Origin of the sequence: Polaromonas sp. LjRoot131, from assembly GCF_964252805.1 — a bacterium.
GTDB lineage: Bacteria > Pseudomonadota > Gammaproteobacteria > Burkholderiales > Burkholderiaceae_C > Polaromonas.
In genome coordinates, this window is sequence record NZ_CAXUPF020000003.1 from 361,889 (window position 1) to 381,394 (window position 19,506).

Genomic DNA, 19,506 nt, shown 5'->3' on the forward strand with positions numbered 1-19,506 from the left:
CGACATTAATTTTCTAAGTAACTCCATGCGTGAACTCCTCGATGCCACCGATCGCCGTTTGACCCGGCTGCTGTCCGACGACGCGCAGGACGGCGTGAACCAGCTGGCGGAAAAAATGCAGCTGAGCCCGCCCACGGTCCGCACGCGCCTGAAGGCCTTGATCGAAAAAAACGCCCTGAAGATCGTCGGCCTGCTGAACCTGTCGGAACGGCCGGAACTGATTGGCGCCATCGTCGGCATCAGCGCCAACGCGCAGGGACACCTTGACGAACTCACGCAAAAACTCGCGGAGCTGCCCTTCGTGACTTCCGTGAGTGTGGTGACCGGCCGTTTCGACCTGATCGTCGAGGTGCTGGTGGCCGGGGACGTCCAGGACCTCTACCGTTTCACCAGCGAGTTGCTTCCCAGGGTCGCCGGGCCCGGGATCATCAGCCGCAGCGAGACCTTTGTGGTCATGAAGTCGCGCAACAAATGGGTCAACCTGCCGCGCGGCTGCTGGGAGCAGGGCGCCGATGGCGGCGCCGAGCCGCCGCCCCCTCAGCCCGCAGCGGCTGGGAAATGAGCTCGTCCCCGGCGGATGTTCCTCCGGGGAGATTGTCAAAGGAGAAAGCAATGAAGATCTCGAATTCCCTGGCCGCAGGGCTGCTGGCCTGCGCGGGCTTCCTGGGTGTGTGCGGCGCCGCCCATGCCGGCACCCTGGAGGACATCCAGAAACGCGGCGAACTGCGCATCGCCGTGCAGACACAAGGCCCTCCGTTTTCGATGATCGACAAAAACGGCGCACGCACCGGCAGCTCGGTGGAGCTTGCCAAACTGATGGCCCAGGAAATGGGCGTCAAGGTGGTGTTCCTCGACCTCGACTGGGATGGGCTGCTGCCGGCCCTGATTTCCGGCAAGGCCGACCTGCTCGCGGCCGACATGACGCCCACGCTGGCCCGCGCGACCAAAGTCGCCTTCACCAAGCCCTTTATGTATATAGGGCCTGTTGTGGCTTCGAAGGAGGGAAGCAAATTCACTTCCACGAATGCCTGCAAGGCGCCCGGCACCAAGATCGCGGTGCTTTTCGGCAGCACCGGCGAGAAGCTCGCAAAAACCGTTTTCCCCAAGGGCGAGATCAAGAGCTACAAGGGCGGTGGAACCTTGCTGCTGGACGCCGTGAAAAACGGCCAGGCCGACTGCCTGCTCAATGACAGCTCGGCGGTGGCAGGCCAGGCGGCCGGATACCCCAAGGGAACCTTCAAGGTCATGCCGGAACTGCTGGCCAAGGAACCCCTGGCTTATGCGACCCGTTATGACTCCCTCGATCTTCTGAGCTGGATCAACCTGTTCATCGACCAGACCACACTGGACGGCCGCCTTCAGCAAAACCTCGACTACTGGGTCAACACGCCCAAGTGGAAAGAAGAGCACTGATTTCCGAACCTGAGCACGGGCCGGCCTCATGACCATGGTGTCGATTCCCGTGCCGCAAGCCCTTCACGCCCTTTATGTCGGGGCCGGCGCATGCTGCTGAACCTGAACTTCAGGGTGATAGGGGAGACGCTCCCCGATTTCTTCGGGGGCTTTGTCTCCACCTTGTCCATTTCGCTGGCCGCGTTTGCGGGCGCCGTCGCCATCGGCATGCTGGCCTGTGTGATGAGCCTGCAGTCTTCGCGCGTCGTCCGGGCGCCGGCTGTGGTGTACGTGGACGTGATCCGGGCCACGCCCTTGCTGGCCCAGCTGTATTTTCTGTATTTCGGGTTGCCGAATTTCGGCGTGATCATGCCGGAAATCATGATCGGCATCGTCGCCCTGTCCATCAACAGCGGCGCCTACGTCAGCGAGATCATCCGCTCCGGCATCCATTCGATCCCTAAGGGGCAGCTGGAGGCGGGCGCCAGTTCGGGCATGACCTACTGGCAGCAGATGCGCCTCATCATTCTTCCGCAGGCCGTGCGGCCCATGGTGTCGCCGCTGATCGGGCAGGCCATTGTGCTGGTCAAGGACTCGTCCCTGCTGTCGCTGATTTCGGTGCTGGAGCTCACGCGCGTGGGGCAGACACTGGCCAATGACCGCTTCATGCCGGTTGAAGGCCTGGCAAGCACCGCCGTCGGCTACCTGATCATCTATTTCGGGCTCAAGCTCGCGGCCGCCGCATGGGTTCGCATCGGGCGGCAGCCCGGGCGCTGCTGAAAGCCACGACCATGACCCTCTTCTTCGAGCAGCTCTACGGCATGGCCCAGTACTACCCGGTTGTGCTGAAGGGCATAGGCGTCACGTTGGCGCTGTCCTTCATCGGGATTTTTGCGGGAACGGTGCTCGGCTTTGTGCTGGGCGTAGGCCGCGCCAGCCCGCGCAAGTGGCTGTCGTTCGCCATCGGGGCCTACACCGACCTGTTTCGCGGCACACCTGTGCTGGTTCAGGTGTTCGTCGTCTTTTTTGTCTTGCCCGAGGCGGGCATCGAGCTCGACTCCTTCACGGCGGGCGTGATTGCCCTGTCCAACATCGCGGCCTGCTTCATCTCTGAAATCGTGGCCGCCGGGATCAGGGCCGTGCCCACAGGGCAGCTCGAAGCGGCCGCATCCTCGGGGCTGAGCCGCTTCCAGCAGCTGAGGCTGGTGGTGATGCCGCAAGCCACCCGCATGATCGTCCCTTCCCTGGTCGGGCAATACGTGTTGCTGGTCAAGGATTCATCGGTGGTCTCCGCCATCGGGCTCCTCGACCTGACGCGCTCCGGCTGGGTGATCGTGCAGTCCGTTCCCAACGGGCTGCTGGTTTTTACCGCGGTGGGCGTGGGCTACTTTTTGATCTGCTATCCGCTGCTGTATCTGTCGCGGCGGCTGGAAAAGGCTTGATAAAGGAATACCCAGGATGATCCAGTTCAGCGAACTCAACAAGTGGTACGGCACGCACCACGTCTTGCAGAACATCAACCTCGATGTCGCAAAAGGCGAGGTGGTGGTGGTCTGCGGGCCCAGCGGCTCCGGCAAAAGCACACTGATCCGCTGCGTCAACGGGCTGGAAAAATTCCAGGCCGGCTCGCTGACGGTCGACGGCATGCCGGTCGCCAGCGAGGCGAACCTGCGCAAGCTTCGCATGGAGCTGGGTTTTGTCTTTCAGCAGTTCAATCTTTATCCCCACAAGACCGCGCTTGAAAACGTCACGCTCGCGCCCATCCACGTGCGCAAGCTCTCCAGCAAGGAAGCCACCGACCGCGGCCGCGAGCTGCTCGAGAAGGTCGGCCTGGCGGACAAATGCGACGCCTATCCGCAGCAGCTGTCGGGCGGGCAGCAGCAGCGCGTCGCCATCGCCCGCAGCCTGTGCATGCAGCCCAAGGTCATGCTGTTCGACGAGCCGACCTCCGCGCTCGATCCCGAAATGATCAACGAGGTGCTGGACGTGATGGTGGCGCTGGCCAAAGACGGCATGACCATGATTGTGGTCACGCACGAGATGGGTTTTGCCCGCAAGGTGGCCGACCGCGTGGCCTTTATCGACAAGGGCGTCATGGTCGAGGTCGCCAAGCCCGAAGCCTTTTTTACCGCACCGCAGAGTGAACGCACGCGTGAGTTCCTCGGAAAGATTCTTCACCACTAGCCCGGGCTGGTGGTGATCAACCGTCATCACGGCCGCCGCATGTGGCGGCACACACTTCAGAAAGACATGGGATGACTGACACGGGCAGGCATGAAACACAGGGCGGGCGCTCCATCGCCATCGTGGGGGCCGGCGTAGTCGGTGCGGCGACGGCCTTGGCGCTCGCGGCCCGGGGCCACGCCGTCACCGTCATCGACCGCGGTGAAGTCGGCGCTGGAACCAGCTCCGGAAATGCCGGCGCCATCGTGACGGGCGCCGTCACGCCGACCGCCACGCCGGGCGTGATCCGCTCCATTCCCTCCTACCTCCTGGACCCCAACAGTGCCGCAGTTTTGCGGCCGGCGCATTTTTTCCGCAGCCTGCCCTGGCTTCTCAGGTTTATCGCAGCAGGGCAGCCAAAGCGGGTGGTGGGCATCGCAGCGGCCCTGCATCCGCTCGTGTCCAAGTCCCTGCAGGCCCACCTCGCGTTGGCCGACATGAGTGGTGCCCGTGAGCTGATCCGGCCCGGCGGCTGGCTGAAACTCTATACCTCCGCCGCCGGATTTTCGGCCAGCGCGCTGGAGCGTGAATTGATGACGCGCCACGGCGTGCATTTTTCCGTCCTCCAGCCCGCCGAGGTCGCCGAGCTTGAGCCCCGGCTCAACAAGAATGCCTACACCCGCGGTTTGTTCCAGCCTGACAGCGGCTTCGTCAACTACCCCCGGGCGCTGGCGCAGTCTTACTTCGAATGCGCGCGGCAGCGGCAGGCGCTTTACCTTCAGGAGACGGTGCTGGAACTGCGGCCCGTCGACGGTGGCGGTGTATCCATCCGGACGGACCAGGCCACGCGGCAGTTTGACGCCGTGGTCGTCGCGGCTGGCGCATGGTCCAAACAATTTGCCGCACAGGTCGGCGACAAGGTCAGCCTGGACACCGAGCGGGGATATCACCTGTCGTTTGCCTCGACCGGTGAATCCTTGCTGGGCCGCCCCGTGTGTTTCCCGGAAAAGCAGTGTGTGCTCTCGCCCATGCACGACGGCATTTCGCTGAGTAGCGGTGATGAACTCGCGGGCCTGGTTGCGCCGCCGGACTTCCGGCGCATCCGCGCCCTGGTGCCTTTTGCCCGCAACGTGCTGCCTGCCCTCATGGGCCAGGCGATACAGCGCGAATGGATGGGCTACCGCCCTTCGACGCCCGACTCCTTGCCCGTGATCGCACGCTCGCCGCGCTGCGCCAAGGTGTTTTACGCCTTTGGCCACGGCCACCTCGGCTTGACCCTGTCGGCGATCACCGCCCAGCTGGTCGCAGGAATGGTCAGCGGCGACCCTGAACCCTTTGACCTCTCGCCCTACCGCATTGCCAGGTTTTGAATCGAAAAACATGAACAACAAACACACCCGCGAAAGCACCCCATGCCGGCTGTAAGGGATGAAGCGGCCAAGATCGGCGTCCTCTGCTGGGAGACCGGGCAGGTGCCCAGGGGGCTGCAGCAACTTGAAACCTTGGTCGGCAACAGCACCAATCCCGCGTCCTACGCCTATCCCGTGAGCTTCCATCCCGTGCGTGGCGCCAACGTCCATACGATCCTGGAGAACCCGGACCCCAAAGTGCTAGCGACCATGATGGCCGACGCCGCGGCCATGGTGGCCGAAAAAGGCATCAAGGCCATCACCACGAGCTGCGGCTTCAACGCCATCTTCCAGCGCGAACTGGCACAGGCTGCCGGCGTACCGGTGCTGACCTCCAGCCTGTTGCAAGTCCCCTTTGTCAGGCTGCTCCACGGCCCCGAGAGCGAGATAGCCATCATTACCGCCAACGCACGTGCCCTCGGCCCGCGCCACCTGAGGGCCGCCGGCATCGCGAGCATGGACGGCCTGCACATCCTGGGCCTGGAGCAATGCCCGGAGTGGAACAGGATGTTCGCCGAACCGGATGCCGGGATTGATCTCAATGTCATCGAGCAGGAAGTTTTGGGCACGGCACTTGGCGCGCTCCAGAAGCATCCGGGCATCCGGGCTTTTGTCCTGGAGTGCACAGACCTGCCGCCTTATTCGGAAGCGATCCGGCAGCAGTCAGGGCTGCCGGTGTTTGATTTCATCACCATGGTGAATTTTTTGCATTCGGCTATTTGAGGGGGTTGCAGGTTGCTACGGATCCGTGCGGCTGCTCCCGGCCGTTGCCTGCGCGAGCAACCAGGTGCGGAACACCGTGAGCGCCTCAAGTTTCGATGATTCCTCGGGATACACCAGGTAGTAGCCGCGGGGCGAAATCCATTGTTTCTTCGACAGCCGGCGCAGGCGGCCGGTCGCCAGCGCATCGCTGGCCATGAAGTCGGGCAGCAGCACCGCCCCCAGGCCCGCTATCGCGGCATTCAGTGCCATCGACATCAGCTCATAGCGCGGCCCCTCCTGCCCGCTGCCTATTTCGATGCCGGCGTGGTCGAACCAATTGCGCCAAGCGTCCAGCACGGTCGTGTGGTGCACCAGCGCGGACATCGGCGTGCGGGGCGTCAGCGACTTGCCGTGTCTGGCGATCCATGCCGGTGCGGCGTAAGGCGCCATTGCCAGGGGCAGGACAAAATCGTTGCGCAGGCCGGCACGCTTGCCGTCGCCGAATTCGAGCGAGGCATCGACCGCCATGCTCTTGAAATCAACCGAACCCACGCGGGTGGCGAAATTCAGGGTGATCTCGCTGTGCGCCCGCGTGAAGTCCGGCAGGCGCGGGATCAGCCAATAGCTGCCCAGCGACGCGCCGACCGACACGGCCAGCGAACCCCCGCGCCCCTTGAGCGCCATCACGTTGGCCGTCGCGCGCTCGAGGCGCTGGAGAATGGGGCCGACCTCGTCCAGGTAGTAGCGGCCGGCTTCGGTGAGCACGACCGCATCACGCCGCCGCACGAAGAGCTGGACGTCAAGGCGGCTTTCAAGCGCCATGATCTGGCGGCTGACCGCGCCTTGTGTCAGGTGCAGCTCTTGCGCGGCGGCGGTGAAAGACCGCAGGCGCGCGCTGGCTTCAAGGCAGACCAGGGACATGGTGGAGGGGGCGCGCAACATCATGGTGCATGAGAAAAAAGCATGGAAGACGCAGAAATTGTCGTTTGTAGCCAATGATTTGTCCACGCATCATTCAGTTTCCTCATTGCTGAATTCAAGGTGACCTCCATGACCGACTCCCGGACAACGCGGCGAACACTCCTCAAGCTGGGGGCTGTCGCGATGGCCTCAGCGCCCCTGCTGGCACGCGCCGCCTGGCCCGACCGGCCCATACGCCTGATCGTGCCCTCCGCCGCCGGTGGCTCGCCCGACAACATCTGCCGCATCCTGACCAGCGAGTTGATGAAAGTCCTGGGCCAGCCTTTTGTGATCGACAACAAGCCCGGCGCAAGCGGCAATATCGGCATGCAGGAAATCGTGCGCGCGGCGCCGGACGGGTACACGCTGGGCTACGGCAATGTGGGCACGCTGGCGATCAACAAATCGCTTTTCTCCAAGCTGCCCTACGACCCGGACAAACAGCTGGTTCCCGTGGCGCTGCTCGGCTATGTGCAGAACGCGCTCGTCGTCAGGAACGACCTGGGCGTGAAGAACGTGGCCGAGCTGATCGCCCTGGCCAAATCCAGTCCCGGAAGACTCAGCATGGCGTCTCCGGGCAACGGCACCACCGGCCACCTGGGCGGCGAGCTGTTCAAGAGCATGACCGGCACCTTCATGACCCACGTGCCTTACCGCGGCAGCCCGCAGGCCATCCAGGATCTCATGGGCGGGCAGGTCGACCTGATGTTCGACAACCTGTCGTCCATCGCGCCGCACATCAAGAATGGGCGCATCAAGGCGCTCGGCGTTTCCGGCCGGGCGCGCAGCCCGCTGTTTCCCGAGGTGCCGACCATCGGGGAGTTCGTCAAAGGTTATGAAACGACCGCCTGGGGCGGCATTGTTGCGCCGGCGGGCACGCCGCGCGAGGTCGTGCTGCGGCTCAACGGGGAAATCAACAAGGTGCTGGGCAATGCCGCGGTCAATGAGCGCTATGCCGCCATCTCCTTCGAGACCACCATAGGCTCGCCCGACCGGCTGTTTGACCGGGCGCTGCGCGAGACGCGGATGTGGACGGAGGTCGTCAAACGCGCCGGCGTCCAGGTGGATTGAACGCGCATGTTCGATTTCATCATTGAAGGCGGTGAATTGATTGACGGGACCGGCGCCGCCCGGGTGCGCGCCGACCTCGGCATGTCCCAGGGAAAAATTCTCTCCATCGGCGACCTGTCGGCCGTCCCCGCACGCGAACGGGTCAGTGCGCACGGGCGAATTGTCGCGCCGGGTTTTATCGATGTGCACACCCATGACGACCGCCTGCTGCTCTTGCCCGCCACGGGCGCGCACCCCAAGCTGTCGCAGGGCGTGACGACGGTGGTGTCGGGCAACTGCGGCGTCAGCCTGGCCCCGCTGCAGACCCGCCACCCGCCGCCGCCGCTGGACATCCTGGGAACGGACGGCTGGATCTACCCGAGCTTCGCCGCCTACCTGGATGCGCTCGACCAGTCCCCCCTGGCCGTCAACGTCGCCTGCCTCGTGGGCCACGCCACGCTGCGGGTCAAGCACATGGCCGACCTTGAACGGCCCGCCACCCTCGCGGAATCGGCGGCCATGGCGGCGGAACTCGCCGGCGCGCTGGCCGCGGGCGCCATCGGCCTGTCAACGGGCTTGTACTATCCGCCCGCGAAAGCGGCCACGGCCGAAGAGGTGATTGCCGTGGGCGCGCAGCTCAAGGCCGCCGGCGGCATCGTGGCCATGCACATCCGCGATGAAGGCGACGCCATCGACGAGGCGCTGCGCGAGGCCCTGCACATAGGCCGGGAACTGGGCGTGGGAACCGTCATTTCCCACCACAAGCTGGTCGGCACGGCCAACCACGGCCGCTCGGTGCAGACCCTGGCGATGCTGGAGCAGGCGGCGCGAGGGCAGTCGGTCTGCTTTGACTGCTATCCCTACAACGCCTCGTCCACCATGCTGCTGCCGTCGCGTGTGAAGCAGTCGAGCGACGTGCTGGTGACCTGGTCCCAGCCCGAGCCCGGTGTGGCGGGCCGCTCCTTGAAAGAACTTGCCGGCGAGAGAAACCAGAGCGAGGAAGAGGTGGCGCGGGCCTTGCAACCGGCCGGCGCCATCTACTTCGCCATGAGCGAAGAGGACGTCAGTCGCATCCTGAGCCATCCGATGGCCATGGTCGGCTCGGACGGCCTGGCGCATGACATGCGCCCGCATCCGCGTTTGTGGGGGACTTTCCCGCGCGTGCTGGGGCATTACGTGCGCGAGAGAAAGCTGTTTTCGCTCGAGGCCGCCATCTACAAAATGACCGGACTCAGCGCCAGGCGCTTCGGCCTCGCCGGCAGGGGAATCCTGGCGCCCGGCAACCACGCGGATGTCGTCATCTTTGATGAGCACCGCATCGCCGCCAACGCCAGCTATGAGAACCCTACCGAGCTCAGTTCGGGGATCGATGCGGTTTTTGTCAACGGCCGCCTCGCCTGCCGCGATGGCCTCAGCGTCAACGTGGATGCCGGCCGGGTGCTGCGCAGGCGGGATGCGCCTTTATGAGGTCAGGATAAAAAATTCTATGAGCCTTGAGGCCTTCCATGTTTTTTCATGGCCATTTTTGTCAATATTCACCATTGATTTCCGAATGACACCCGGAGGTCCTGCAGTTACATTTTGTTATCGATCCGCTGGATCGATGGCTCAATCAATAACTGAGGAGGGGAAAAAATGGACCCAGGTACCGTCATCGCCGTCGTTATCCAGGCTGCGGAGGCCATCGACAAGATCAAACAATTGTTCGGTGGGAAGCCCAAAGTCACGGATCCCGTCGAAAAGCTCAAGCCCTACCTCAATGCGATTTTGCAAGGCATGGAGCTCATCAGGCAGCAAAACATCGCGATCTACGAAAAGGTAAGCCAGCTACCCGTCGTGATCAGGGGAATCGTTGCGGAAGAGTTGAATGCGCACGCCCTGGAAGAAAAATACTTCGAACTATCCAGCTTGCGCACCATGTTCGAGCAGATGGGGGCTGCAGCGAAATTTGATGTTGTCACGTCCAGCGGATTTGTCCAGCTGAACACCAGCCTCAACTACATCTTTCAGCATGAGCCCAAGGTCGGCGCGCTGGGCCCGATGTTTGCGTACGTGGACTTTGCGGATATCGCCACGAAGCAACAGCGCGACGTGCGGAAGGTGTTGTCGGCGATCGTGTTTGGGCGTGAGCAGAAGATGGAATCGCTCGAGCGGGTTCTCATTCAGCAGTTCAATACCCACTTCATGGCCATACAGCTACAGCTGAAGTCAGGCCACTTCGCATCCAGCAATATTGAAACCATCCAGTCCGTCCATCAATTGCAATACACGCCCGCGGCGGACCGGCACATCACTGAAACCTACACAACTACGCGCAGCGAACCGTATCACAACGAAGACTGCTGCCGTCAGTTCTACAGAACCATCGTCGAGACGCATGAGAGGCAGGTCGTTGATTCGGCTTTCTCTTCTGCTCGAGCGGCAGCCGTCAGCGAATTGCAGCTGTTGATCAAAAAAGCCATTGACACCGAAGATGCCGTTGGCGCCATCCATACAGAGTTGGTGACGCTGCGCTGGTACCGTACCCACTCTTTATCCGCAGAGACGGCTCACGAGATTGAGTCATTCATTTTTGAGCCTGGGGAAGAGGAGAGGTTAGAGAAGGGCTTGGACAAAGCCCTTGCATTGCCGCCATTTCTGGCGCTTGCTTCCACCTGCTACGGCCACTAGCCGCTTGCAGCGCGGACTGGTCCAGGCCCCACCCAGGCCGCCGGACGAGCCGGCGCTGACTCCAGCTTTTGCAAGTCTCCGTTGTCAGGCTGCTCCACGGCCCGCAGAGCGAGATTGCCGTCATCACCGCCAACGCGCGCCTTCAGCCCGCGCCACCTGATGGTCGCCGGCATCGCGAGCATGGACGGTTTGCATATCCTGGGCCTGGAGCGGTGCCCGGAATGGACCGGATGTTCGCGGAACCGGATGCCGAGATCGACTTTTCTGACCCAGAAGCTACCTCGGCCCACTAGAAGCAGACGTGGGGTCGCCGCAAACGGTCATCGGTATACCCGCGCAAGTTCGACGGCTAGACCACCAGCGAATATGTCGGTTTGTACTGAGCAAGAAGGTTGCAAGTGCCGTAGCGCAGTCGAAACCTACCACGCTCCCCCCATTCCGTGCCAAAGCTATTTAGCCCGATCCAGCACTGCTGCAAGTCGTCGTAGCCAATCAGACAAACGGCGTGCTCGCCTTTAGGCATCGGTGGTTTGGGAGAATAAATTCCGCCAGGATAATCCCCGAAGTCGCTATACAAACTGATGTGCGCTACGACAGGGCCGCGGGAACTGATCTCACGTTTGACATCCTCGGGTGTCGTGAAGGCAAATGCTCCGGTTATGGGTAGCCTAGCGAGTTCCGATGCTATCGGACATTGAGCTTTCTGCGTCATCCTTGAAAGTGCCGCATTGGAATTCGGTCCAGCAACAGGAAATCCATGACGTAGCGCGCTCTCTACGAGAAGCCGCGAACTCGTGCCGGACGAAGGAGCAAGATCCAGGGTACAAAGGTGCATTGCTCTAGGTGCCAATACGACTGTAGTGCTTGTTTTGATCTTCACTCGAGCTGCAACAACCGCCGACGCGGCATAAGACACACAGGCCATGAGTGGGAGCTGAGTGCCCGGGTCTGGGATTACTCCAAGAGTATCCCAATTAAACCGATCGGGATACCCAACCTCCACGAGTACTTGGGGCGCTCTTTGAATTTCAGGCGCATGAACCTCCTGATCATCCGGAAGTGCTCCGGTGAAAATTATGCGATTCATGGACGACGCTGCCCGCCTCTTCAATTCAGACGGAACGTTCATGGCACCGATTGCTTGCGCGCGTCATCTAGGGCCGCTTGTGCTTTCATCTTCGCAAGTTCTGCCTCTAGAAGTTCCGTATCCGCCTTCAATGCTGATGTTGCGACGGCCTGCTGTGCATTTGAAGCAGGCTCAAGTCCCTTCTTCGCAGAAGCTAGCTTGGCTTTAGCTTCCAGGAGCTCAGTCTCTTCCTTGATAACGTCCAATTCGGACTTCGGCTTGCGCGCTAACCGTACTTTACCAAGCTCATCCACGTAGGTGCCGAACGCGTCTGCAGCCTTATCGGCAGCGGCCGTGGACTTGTAACCAATTTTCGTCGGTTGCCCGGCTTCATTGAAGTTCAACACAACGGTCTGATCCATGAAAGGGTAGTTGCGAAGAGGTAGTGTCAATATGGGGCCCAATTGGCTAAAAAGGTCCGGAATTTCTGCCAAGACTGCGTCTTCTCCCTTGCAATCCTTGCTGCTGCAGAGGAGTAGTGTTCCGGGGACCGGTATGCGGTACTTAAGCCCCTTCTTGGACTCGTCATCCAGACAAGTGACCCCCTTGAAGATCGCGTTAAGTCCCTTCTTGGGCTCGTCATCCGGACAAGGGACGCCCTTGGAGATCGCGTGGCGCCCCATGGGACTGTCTGTGGTGATTTTTGCCCACACTCCAGTTCCAGCGCTAAGTTTGGCTTCGCCTTCGTCTGACAAACTTCCCCAATCTTTTATGCCATCAGGGGTTAGAGGAGTGACGAGTTGCCCCTCGAATGTGCTGCCATCCGAAGGCCATTTCAGTTTGGAGGAGATGGTCAATTTCTTCAAAAGCGAGGCAAGTGCCTTCTGTGCTGCATCTACATCTGTTTTTGCGAGGAAGAGCGCATCAACTTCGCGACCAAAGGCCCGGCGCTCTTCGTCACTTCGAGCACGGCCTTGTGCAGCCGATACAGCAATGCGCTTCTCGAGTCGTCCCGTCTTAAGCGTAAGGTCGTTTTTTTTTGCCACTAAGGATTTCTCGGCAACTTCAGCTGCCAGGACAATCTTTGCGATTTCGGGCGTGCAAGCTTCTGCTGGACCTCCACCACCGGCAGTCATCAGAGCAATCTTCCCAACGGAAGCGAATGCGCTTTTGAGAAATTCACCTGTCTTATCGGCAACGGAGGCATTGACGGTCTTTAGGGAACCGTTGTCATAGTACTCAATGGTGATATCCGATGTCTTGAAGAAGCTACGAAGAGCAGCAAAGTCGATGATGTACTCCCGAGTGGGATCGCGAACTTCTTTTCGCGTTGCATCCGCTGTGGTTACCACTTTCATCAGCGGCGTTCGGGTCTTGTCATCAATACATGAGGCAAGACGCCTGGTGACCGCAATCTCGTATTGGGTGAATGTAAGGTTATACGGCGCACCTTCTGCAGCAATGGACTTGCCGTCCTTCACTCTAACTGCGTCCAACTGCGTACAACCTTGCATCCCTAATATCGAGAGCAGTGCAAAAACGAAGACACTCACTCGCAATTTTTGTAAGCGCATTAGATCCTCCCGTGTGAATCTTTATAGAACCGAAATTCCATCCTGCTGCACTTCTAGGCAATCACTCAGAAAGAGCGCGATTGCGCGCATGCGTTGATGGTCTTTCGATGCTCTAGGTCCATCGTGACATGAACGCATGCATAACGCCTCCTTCGATTAGAGGAGATTCGAATGGTGTTGAATTCCGCTGAGGTCTGACCCGAGTTTTCATCGAATATTGACCCCCACTCTTTGTGAGCAGAAGGTGCTCACGATGTGGATACGTTCTTGGTTTTCTCTTTTTTGGGTTGAGTCTGTGCGCTGCTTGGCCTCTACAGCGGCAGGATCAACAAGGATTCCGACATTGGCAAGGTGTGGAAGGCATATCTCATTGCTGAGTTTGTGCACTATGCGTACATCACACGGCTGTCGAAAACATGAATGAAGATGATGGTGCGGCCAAAGGGAATCGAACCCCTATCTGCCCCTTAGGAGGGGGCCGTTCTATCCATTGAACTATGGCCGCACGTCTCTTGGAGAGAAGCCGTGATTGTATTCGGTGGTGGAGGCCCCCTCCTGTGCCTCCGAAGAGCCTCAGTCGTAAGGCACGGTGAAGATCAAATCCACCGCGCTTTGCTGGCCGGCCTGGGCGCGCACGGTGAAGCGTTGCGACAGGTCGTAGAACACATACAGCGTGCCTAGCGCGCCCGAGATGGTGCGTTCATACGCCGCGTAGAAGTTGCGCGAAAAGCGCTTGCCCAGGGTGAGGGCGCTTTCGGTGGTGCTGCCGTCGGTGTTGTTCGATGCGCCGCGGTAGGACAGTTCATCGAGTCCCAGCGAGGCGGCCAGGCCGCCGGACATGCCGCCTCCGCCTTTGCTGCCGAGCAAGGCCAGGGCTGCCTGCTGCAGCAGCGCGGCTTCGGCGCCGCCGGAGGCGGAGGATCGGCCCACCACCAGCCAGGAGAGTTTTTCGGCGTCGGGCAGCTCGGGCTGGGCGTAGAGGCGCACGCGGGGCAGCAGGGCGGTGCCGGTGATCTGCACGCCGACGCGCTGTGTGAGGTTGGGGCGTATCGCCAGGATGTCCAGCGTGGGGTTGTCGATGGCGCCGGTGAAGCGCAGCATGCCTTGCTCGACGTCCAGGCGCTGGCCGTAGGCGCGGTACTGGCCGCCGGCGGTGTTGATGGTGCCGTTGAGCTTGGGGTCGCGCAGGGTGTCGCCGCTCAGGGCCAGGGTGCCGCGCACGCGGGTGTCTATGCCCTTGCCCTGGATGCGGAAGTCGCGGCCCAGGTCGAGCTCGACGGCCAGCTTGACGGGACGCGCGTCGCGGTCGGCGGTGTCGCTGCCGGCCTGGGCCGGCGCCTTCTGGCCGGCCGCCGCGCCGCGTGTGCTGCGCACCACCACGTCGTCGCCCAGCTGCGGTGTGCCTTCGTCGGGCAGGATGATGCGGGCCTGGTCGACCACCAGCTTGCCGGTGAGTTCGCTCTGTTGGCCTTTAAGGCCGGCCTGCACCTCGCCCGAGACCGTGAGCTGGCGGTCGGTGCGTATGCTGGCGCGCAGGCGTTCGAGCTTGGCGTTGAGCTGCACCTGCGGTTTGCCGTCGACCCAGCCGGCCTCGCCCTGGGCCGTGAGGATGCCGCCCGTGCCTTTGTCGCCGGCGCCTTGCAGCGTGAACTCGTTGATGCGCATGCGGGTGCCGTCGAGTTTGGCGCGCAGTTTGCCGTTGCCGAACTCGATGCCGTCGACCACCGAGCGCAAAGCCAGGTCGTCGGCCTGCAGGTCGCCGGCCAGTTGCGGCGCGGCGCGTGTGCCGCTGATGGCGACGTCGGCGCCCAGCGAGCCGCGCAGCCGCCAGCCCGGGGGCGCCAGCACCGACCACACGCCTATGCGCGGCAACTGGGCGCGCAACTGGCCGGCCAGGGGCGCGTCGGCGGGCCAGAGCCAGCCGCCGCCGGCCGTGGCGGGCGCGCGCGCCAGGCGTGTGCGCAGCTGGCCTTCCGCGGTGCCGGCGCGTTCGCTGTCCCAGCGCAGCGCGACCGTGACGGCCTCGCCTTCGCTTTGCAGCGAGAGCCGCGCTTCCTTGACGCCGGCCGCCACACGCGCCGAGGTGCCTTGCGCGGTTTCGGCCTGCACCGTGATGTCGCCGCTGCTGCGCGCCAGGCTGGCCTTGAGGCGCAAGGTGTCGCCCAGCGTGGCGTCCCAGTCGCCGTCGAGCAGCAGGGTGCCGCCCAGGCCGGCGCCGGCCATTTGCGGGCCGGCGAAGAGTTCTATCCAGGCCAGGGGCAGGCCGCTGAGTTTGCCGGCGGTGACAAGCTCGCGGCCCGGCCGCCAGCGCACAGGCTGCCAGGCCAGTGTGGCCTGCGAAGGTGCGCCTGAGCCTGAAGCACCGGAAGCCGGCGCGGCCAGCAGTGCCTCGCCGGCGCCGCTTTCAAATGCACCGCCGTTGCGTGCCGGCGTCCATTTAAGCGGGACGGCCGCGCGGGTTTTGAGCTGCCAGGCGCCGGTGCCGAGTGCGGGGTCCTGCACGCTGAGGCTGAGCTGCTGCAGCAAGCCTTGCCAGGCCGATTCGGCCAGCGAGGTGTTGCGCGATGTGGTGCCGCGCCCGCCTTGGGCCGCGAGCTGCAGTGTGTAGCGGCGCGCGCCGGTTTCGACGCGGCCCTGGGTGTTGAGCTGCGCCTGGCTCAGGCGGCCCGAGAGCGTGGCCTGGAAGGCGCGGACCTTGACCAGCTCGGCATCTGGCGCCGATGCCGCCATGCGCCAGTCCAGCGAGGGCAGGTCCAGCCGCGCCTGCAGGGCCGGGTCTTGCCAGCCGCCTTGCCAGCCGGCTTGCAACTCGGCACTGCCGGCGGCCGAGGCGGATTTGAGTGAGGCGGGGATGCCGGGCAGCTTTTGCAGCCAGCGCAAGGCTTGCGCCATGTCGCGGCCGCGCAGGCTCAAGCCGCCCTTGCCGCTGGCGGGCCGCAGCTCGCCCTGCACTTGCGCATCGAGTCCGGGGGCGGTGAGCACCAGCTTTCCTTTGCCGCCTTGCGCGGCGGGCTGGGCTTCGAGCTGCCCGCTCAGTTCGGCATCGTCGCTGCGCACGCGCAGGGCCGAGAGTTGCAGGGTGCCGCCGGCTTGTTCAGAGTTCCAGCTACCGGTGGCGCTGGCGTCGCGCAGGCGCAGCGCGCCCAGGGGATTGTTCTTCGCGTTGGCATCGTTGCGCGCCGCCTGGACATTCGCGTCAAAGGCAATTGCTGCCCCCTGGCTGTGGGCCTGGGCCTTGCCGTCCAGCGGCAGCGGCGCAAGCTGGCTGTGCAGCAGGGCGGGGTTGATTTGTTGCAGGCTGGCTTGCAGTTTCCAGGCGGGTGCCTTGGACGTTGTGGCCCCAGCGGGCGCATCGACCCACTCACCGCTGGCCAGCAGCTCGCCGCCGCCCAGCCTGGCCTTGAGCGTGCGCACCAGGGCCGCACCGCCGCGCCATTCACCCTGGCCCTCGAGCCGCTCCAGCGGCAGCTTGTGTTGGTCCCAAGGGCCGGGCTGGGCATTGGCGAGCTGCAGTTGCAATCCCCAGGCGGAAGCCGCCGACACCGGCGCGCTGTCAGCCGGCCGCACGCTGGCGCTGCCTGTCAGCTGGGTGAACGGGCCTTCGGGCCAGAAGGCGGCGACGTCGAGGTCGCGGAAGTTTGCGTCGGCTTGCGGCAGCGGCTGCGCGGCCCAGGGCATGACGCGGGCCGTGGCACTGGCTTGCGGTTGCGGCTGGCCTTTGCGTGGCGGCGTTTGCATCTGCAAATCGGCCTTGAGCAGCAGCTCGGTGAGCGGGCCCTTGGCCGTTGCCTTGAAGGCTAACGGAACCGAAGTCTTGCCGCCTGGGAGGGGCGCATCGAGTGCACCGTTGAGGCTGGCATCGAGCTGCAGCGCGCCGCGCGAAGACAGCGAGGCCTTGCCGCTGTAACGGCCTTGCGCGAGCTGCGCGCTGAGCAATTCAAGCTGGTGCGACAGGCCGTTGAAGGCGTAGTGGCCGCTGATATTCGACGCGGTAAACGCCGCACCGCCGGTCCATTGCAGCCGGCCGACGGAAAAGCCTTCGAGCAGCACCGGCAGCGGCAAGCCCAGCGCCGAGGGCGGCACCGAGGGTGTGGTGGAGGGCGGGCGCTGGTCGTCGACCTGCACGCCGGCGGCGGCCAGGCGATTCACCTTGAGCGTGCCGTGCAGCAGCGACCAGGGCTGCCAGGCCAGCGTGAGGTCGCGCACGTCCACGCGCAGGCCGTCCTGCTGCCAGACCAACTGGTCCACGTGGCCGCCGGCGCGAAGCGAGCCGGTGACGCGGTCCGCGCTCAAAGGTTGTGAGCGGGCCATCCAGGCCAGCGCGGTGGCCAGCGAGCCGTCGGTGCCGGCCCACCACCAGGCGCCGCCTGTGACGGTGACGGCCAGCGCGGCGACGCCGGCCGCGGCCCAGGCCGTGGCGCGCAGCCAGCGGCGCGGCGGGCGGGGCGGTCGGGAGGGGGCCGCCGGCGGTGTGGAAATGGCGGGCGTGTCCATCAGAAAACAAATCCCACGCTGACGTGCAGGCGAAACTGCTTGGGCTTGACGCCGTAGGCCAGGTCGATCTGCAGCGGGCCTATGGGGCTTCGCCAGCGCACACCGGTGCCTATGCCGACGGAGGGTTTCATGTCTTTGGGGTTGTCGGCGACGGCGCCGGCGTCGATGAAAAAGGTGTTCTCCCACTCGCTGGGCCGGCCGTCTTTCATCATGGGGCGCTGGTATTCGACGCTGCCGACGGCCAGGTAGCGGCCGGGGGCTATGACGCCGTTGTCGAGCTTGATGCCGATGTCGCGGTAGCCGTAGCCTCGCACCGTGGTGTCGCCGCCGGTGCGGAACAGCAGGGTGCCGGGAATGCGCGCCGAGTCCTTGGCGATCACGGCGCCGCCTTCGGCGCGCAGCGCGATGCGGCCGCGCTCCAGCGGCACGATGCCGAGCCAGCGGCCCACGGCGCGGCCCAGGGGCAGGTGCTGCGAGCCCATGGTGCTGCCGGCGCCCAGCTCAAAGCCCAGGCCGTAGCCCTTGTTGGGGGCGATCAGGCTGTCGAAGTAACGGCCGGTCCAGACGTAGTTGGCCGTGAGGGCCGAGCCGTCGCCGACGTCGGCGGCGGAGCTGTTGATCTGGCCGCTGCCGCTGACGCTGGCCCTGTCGTACTGCAGGTAGACGTTGCGGTCTATGCGGTCGCCGGCCTGGGTGCGGCCGAAGCGCAGGCGGCCGGAGCGTGTGACGAGTTCGTCGTCGTCGACGCGCTCGGCGCGCGCCAGCGCCACCCAGCGCCAGCTGGATTCGTCGGGAATGGAAGTCCATTCGGTCTGCGCGAAGGGGGCTTTCTTTTCAAGCTGCAGCTTGCTGACGGCGCGCCAGTTGGTGCCGGGCACGCGCAAATGCGTGTGCTCGACCGAGGCACGCGGGCCGGTGTCGGTGGTGACGCCCACGCCCAGGATGATTTTTTGCAGCTTGGCCTCGCGCACTTGCACCTGAACCGGCGCGGCGTTGGGGTCGCTTTCGGGGTCGACAAAGATGTAGGCCGAATCAAAGTAGCCGCTGGCGGCCAGGCGCTGCTGTGCCTCGACGAGCTGGTACTGGTCGTAGGGCGCGCCGGTGCTCAGGCGCGCCAGGCGCGGCACCAGCACCGGGTCGTAGCGTTCGACGCCGGTGACCTGCATGGGGCCCAGGCGGTACAGCGGGCCGGAGTCGAGCTTGAGGCTGAGCGCCGCGCTGTGCTCGGGCGCATCCACGTCGGCCAGGCTGCCGGCCAGCTTGCCGGCGGGGTAGCGGCGCGCCACCAGGTCGCGCAGGGCCTGGGTCTTGGCGCTGTCCCAGGCGTCCTGGGTGAAGCGCTGGCCCACGGACAGGCGCCAGTCGCGCTGGATGTTGGCGCGCTGGGTTTGCGCGTCGGGGTCGGGCGATTGGGCGATGTCGCCCGCGAAATCGATGGCCACGGCGCCTATGGTGGTGGCCTGGCCGGGCTCCACGGCCACCACGATGGTCGGCCGCTGGCCCGAGGCCACGGTGCCGCCTTCACGCGTGATGGTGATCGTGGGGCTGAAATAGCCCAGCGTGCCGACCAGGTTGCGCACATTGCGCTCGGCCAGCACCATCAGCCGCGCGAGTTCGGCCTCGTCGAGGTCGGTGACGGCGCGGTAGCGCTGCAGCTCCAGGTGTCTTTCGAGCAGGTCCTTGACGGGCTGCGGCGCGCGCACGGCGATGTCGAAGGCCGTGACCTCGGGCTGGGCGCTGGTCGGGCCGGTGGCGCCTTGGGGTGTGGGCTCGGGTGTGACTTTTTCAGGGGGCGGGGGCGGGGCGGGCGCGGTCTGCGTGACGCCGGAGGGTGGGGTCGTGCTGCTGTCCATGGGCGCAGCCGTCTGCGCGCCGGCCGGGAGCGCCAGCAGGGCCGCAAAGAGGGCGAGGGCAGGGATGAGGCCGGCGCTGGCTGTCATCAGTCCTGCCGGGGTGGCCGTCCGTGCGCACTGGAAACTGTGGGTGCTGGGAGGGGTCACGGGGGCAGTTTACTTGAGCACTCCCG

At 64.0% G+C, this 19,506-nt stretch carries 15 protein-coding genes and 1 tRNA gene; 10 read left to right on the forward strand and 6 right to left on the reverse strand.

Annotation, left to right across the window (positions count from 1 at the left end):
* The first annotated feature begins 25 nt into the window (after positions 1-25).
* The 7 genes from ACSQ27_RS16325 (at position 26) to ACSQ27_RS16355 (ending at position 5,687) form a co-directional block, all read left to right on the forward strand.
* Complete coding sequence (locus ACSQ27_RS16325) at positions 26-562, forward strand: Lrp/AsnC family transcriptional regulator (RefSeq protein WP_436156550.1); 537 nt, start codon at positions 26-28, stop codon at positions 560-562.
* A 50-nt stretch (positions 563-612) separates the two neighbouring features.
* Positions 613-1,413 carry an ABC transporter substrate-binding protein gene (locus ACSQ27_RS16330; RefSeq protein WP_436156551.1) on the forward strand — a complete coding sequence of 267 codons (801 nt, stop codon included), beginning with the start codon at positions 613-615 and terminating at the stop codon, positions 1,411-1,413.
* A 90-nt stretch (positions 1,414-1,503) separates the two neighbouring features.
* Entirely contained in the window at positions 1,504-2,172 is a 669-nt protein-coding gene (locus ACSQ27_RS16335) for an amino acid ABC transporter permease (RefSeq protein ID WP_436156552.1), read from the forward strand.
* Positions 2,173-2,183: 11 nt separating this feature from the next.
* A complete protein-coding gene (locus tag ACSQ27_RS16340; RefSeq protein WP_436156553.1) occupies positions 2,184-2,834 on the forward strand; it encodes an amino acid ABC transporter permease in 651 nt (216 codons plus the stop codon).
* A 16-nt stretch (positions 2,835-2,850) separates the two neighbouring features.
* Positions 2,851-3,576: an amino acid ABC transporter ATP-binding protein gene (locus ACSQ27_RS16345; RefSeq protein ID WP_436156554.1), complete on the forward strand. Its 726-nt coding sequence runs from the start codon at positions 2,851-2,853 to the stop codon at positions 3,574-3,576.
* Positions 3,577-3,647: 71 nt separating this feature from the next.
* Positions 3,648-4,925 (forward strand): NAD(P)/FAD-dependent oxidoreductase, encoded by a 1,278-nt coding sequence (locus tag ACSQ27_RS16350; RefSeq protein ID WP_436156555.1) that lies wholly within the window; start codon positions 3,648-3,650, stop codon positions 4,923-4,925.
* A gap of 42 nt (positions 4,926-4,967) precedes the next feature.
* Positions 4,968-5,687, forward strand: a complete 720-nt coding sequence (locus tag ACSQ27_RS16355) for an aspartate/glutamate racemase family protein (protein WP_436156556.1) — start codon at positions 4,968-4,970, stop codon at positions 5,685-5,687.
* A 15-nt stretch (positions 5,688-5,702) separates the two neighbouring features.
* Here the strand turns inward: ACSQ27_RS16355 and ACSQ27_RS16360 are convergent, their stop codons facing one another.
* A complete protein-coding gene (locus ACSQ27_RS16360) occupies positions 5,703-6,611 on the reverse strand; it encodes a LysR substrate-binding domain-containing protein (protein WP_436156557.1) in 909 nt (302 codons plus the stop codon).
* Positions 6,612-6,716: 105 nt separating this feature from the next.
* Here ACSQ27_RS16360 and ACSQ27_RS16365 point away from each other — a divergent pair, with 105 nt between their 5' ends.
* From ACSQ27_RS16365 to ACSQ27_RS16375, 3 genes are all read left to right on the forward strand, one after another.
* On the forward strand, positions 6,717-7,697 hold the full coding sequence (locus tag ACSQ27_RS16365) for a Bug family tripartite tricarboxylate transporter substrate binding protein (RefSeq protein WP_436156558.1): 981 nt from the start codon (positions 6,717-6,719) through the stop codon (positions 7,695-7,697).
* A 6-nt stretch (positions 7,698-7,703) separates the two neighbouring features.
* Positions 7,704-9,143 (forward strand): N-acyl-D-amino-acid deacylase family protein, encoded by a 1,440-nt coding sequence (locus tag ACSQ27_RS16370; RefSeq protein WP_436156559.1) that lies wholly within the window; start codon positions 7,704-7,706, stop codon positions 9,141-9,143.
* 168 nt (positions 9,144-9,311) lie between these two features.
* Positions 9,312-10,346, forward strand: coding sequence for a hypothetical protein (locus tag ACSQ27_RS16375; RefSeq protein WP_436156560.1), 1,035 nt, complete (start codon positions 9,312-9,314; stop codon positions 10,344-10,346).
* A gap of 349 nt (positions 10,347-10,695) precedes the next feature.
* Here ACSQ27_RS16375 and ACSQ27_RS16380 read toward each other — a convergent pair whose 3' ends face one another.
* The 5 genes from ACSQ27_RS16380 to ACSQ27_RS16400 form a co-directional block, all read right to left on the reverse strand.
* Complete coding sequence (locus tag ACSQ27_RS16380; protein ID WP_436156561.1) at positions 10,696-11,475, reverse strand: C1 family peptidase; 780 nt, start codon at positions 11,473-11,475, stop codon at positions 10,696-10,698.
* The gene (locus ACSQ27_RS16385; protein WP_436156562.1) at positions 11,472-12,986 is read right to left on the reverse strand and encodes a hypothetical protein; all 1,515 of its coding nucleotides are present in this window, start codon (positions 12,984-12,986) and stop codon (positions 11,472-11,474) included. The genes ACSQ27_RS16380 and ACSQ27_RS16385 overlap by 4 nt, the downstream gene beginning before the upstream one ends.
* Before the next feature lie 430 nt (positions 12,987-13,416).
* A tRNA-Arg gene (locus ACSQ27_RS16390) sits at positions 13,417-13,491 on the reverse strand.
* A gap of 68 nt (positions 13,492-13,559) precedes the next feature.
* Positions 13,560-17,480 (reverse strand): translocation/assembly module TamB domain-containing protein, encoded by a 3,921-nt coding sequence (locus tag ACSQ27_RS16395; protein ID WP_436156563.1) that lies wholly within the window; start codon positions 17,478-17,480, stop codon positions 13,560-13,562.
* Positions 17,480-19,420: an autotransporter assembly complex protein TamA gene (locus ACSQ27_RS16400; RefSeq protein ID WP_436156564.1), complete on the reverse strand. Its 1,941-nt coding sequence runs from the start codon at positions 19,418-19,420 to the stop codon at positions 17,480-17,482. The genes ACSQ27_RS16395 and ACSQ27_RS16400 overlap by 1 nt, the downstream gene beginning before the upstream one ends.
* Between the last annotated feature and the right edge of the window lie 86 nt (positions 19,421-19,506).

Coding starts and splice junctions, on each gene's coding strand:
- ACSQ27_RS16360 (WP_436156557.1), bottom strand. CDS start 6,611: ATGATGTTGCGCGCCCCCTCCACCATGTCCCTGGTCTGCCTTGAAGCC.
- ACSQ27_RS16325 (WP_436156550.1), top strand. CDS start 26: ATGCGTGAACTCCTCGATGCCACCGATCGCCGTTTGACCCGGCTGCTG.
- ACSQ27_RS16350 (WP_436156555.1), top strand. CDS start 3,648: ATGACTGACACGGGCAGGCATGAAACACAGGGCGGGCGCTCCATCGCC.
- ACSQ27_RS16355 (WP_436156556.1), top strand. CDS start 4,968: ATGCCGGCTGTAAGGGATGAAGCGGCCAAGATCGGCGTCCTCTGCTGG.
- ACSQ27_RS16365 (WP_436156558.1), top strand. CDS start 6,717: ATGACCGACTCCCGGACAACGCGGCGAACACTCCTCAAGCTGGGGGCT.
- ACSQ27_RS16375 (WP_436156560.1), top strand. CDS start 9,312: ATGGACCCAGGTACCGTCATCGCCGTCGTTATCCAGGCTGCGGAGGCC.
- ACSQ27_RS16370 (WP_436156559.1), top strand. CDS start 7,704: ATGTTCGATTTCATCATTGAAGGCGGTGAATTGATTGACGGGACCGGC.
- ACSQ27_RS16330 (WP_436156551.1), top strand. CDS start 613: ATGAAGATCTCGAATTCCCTGGCCGCAGGGCTGCTGGCCTGCGCGGGC.
- ACSQ27_RS16395 (WP_436156563.1), bottom strand. CDS start 17,480: ATGGACACGCCCGCCATTTCCACACCGCCGGCGGCCCCCTCCCGACCG.
- ACSQ27_RS16345 (WP_436156554.1), top strand. CDS start 2,851: ATGATCCAGTTCAGCGAACTCAACAAGTGGTACGGCACGCACCACGTC.
- ACSQ27_RS16380 (WP_436156561.1), bottom strand. CDS start 11,475: ATGAACGTTCCGTCTGAATTGAAGAGGCGGGCAGCGTCGTCCATGAAT.
- ACSQ27_RS16400 (WP_436156564.1), bottom strand. CDS start 19,420: ATGACAGCCAGCGCCGGCCTCATCCCTGCCCTCGCCCTCTTTGCGGCC.
- ACSQ27_RS16385 (WP_436156562.1), bottom strand. CDS start 12,986: ATGCGCTTACAAAAATTGCGAGTGAGTGTCTTCGTTTTTGCACTGCTC.
- ACSQ27_RS16340 (WP_436156553.1), top strand. CDS start 2,184: ATGACCCTCTTCTTCGAGCAGCTCTACGGCATGGCCCAGTACTACCCG.
- ACSQ27_RS16335 (WP_436156552.1), top strand. CDS start 1,504: ATGCTGCTGAACCTGAACTTCAGGGTGATAGGGGAGACGCTCCCCGAT.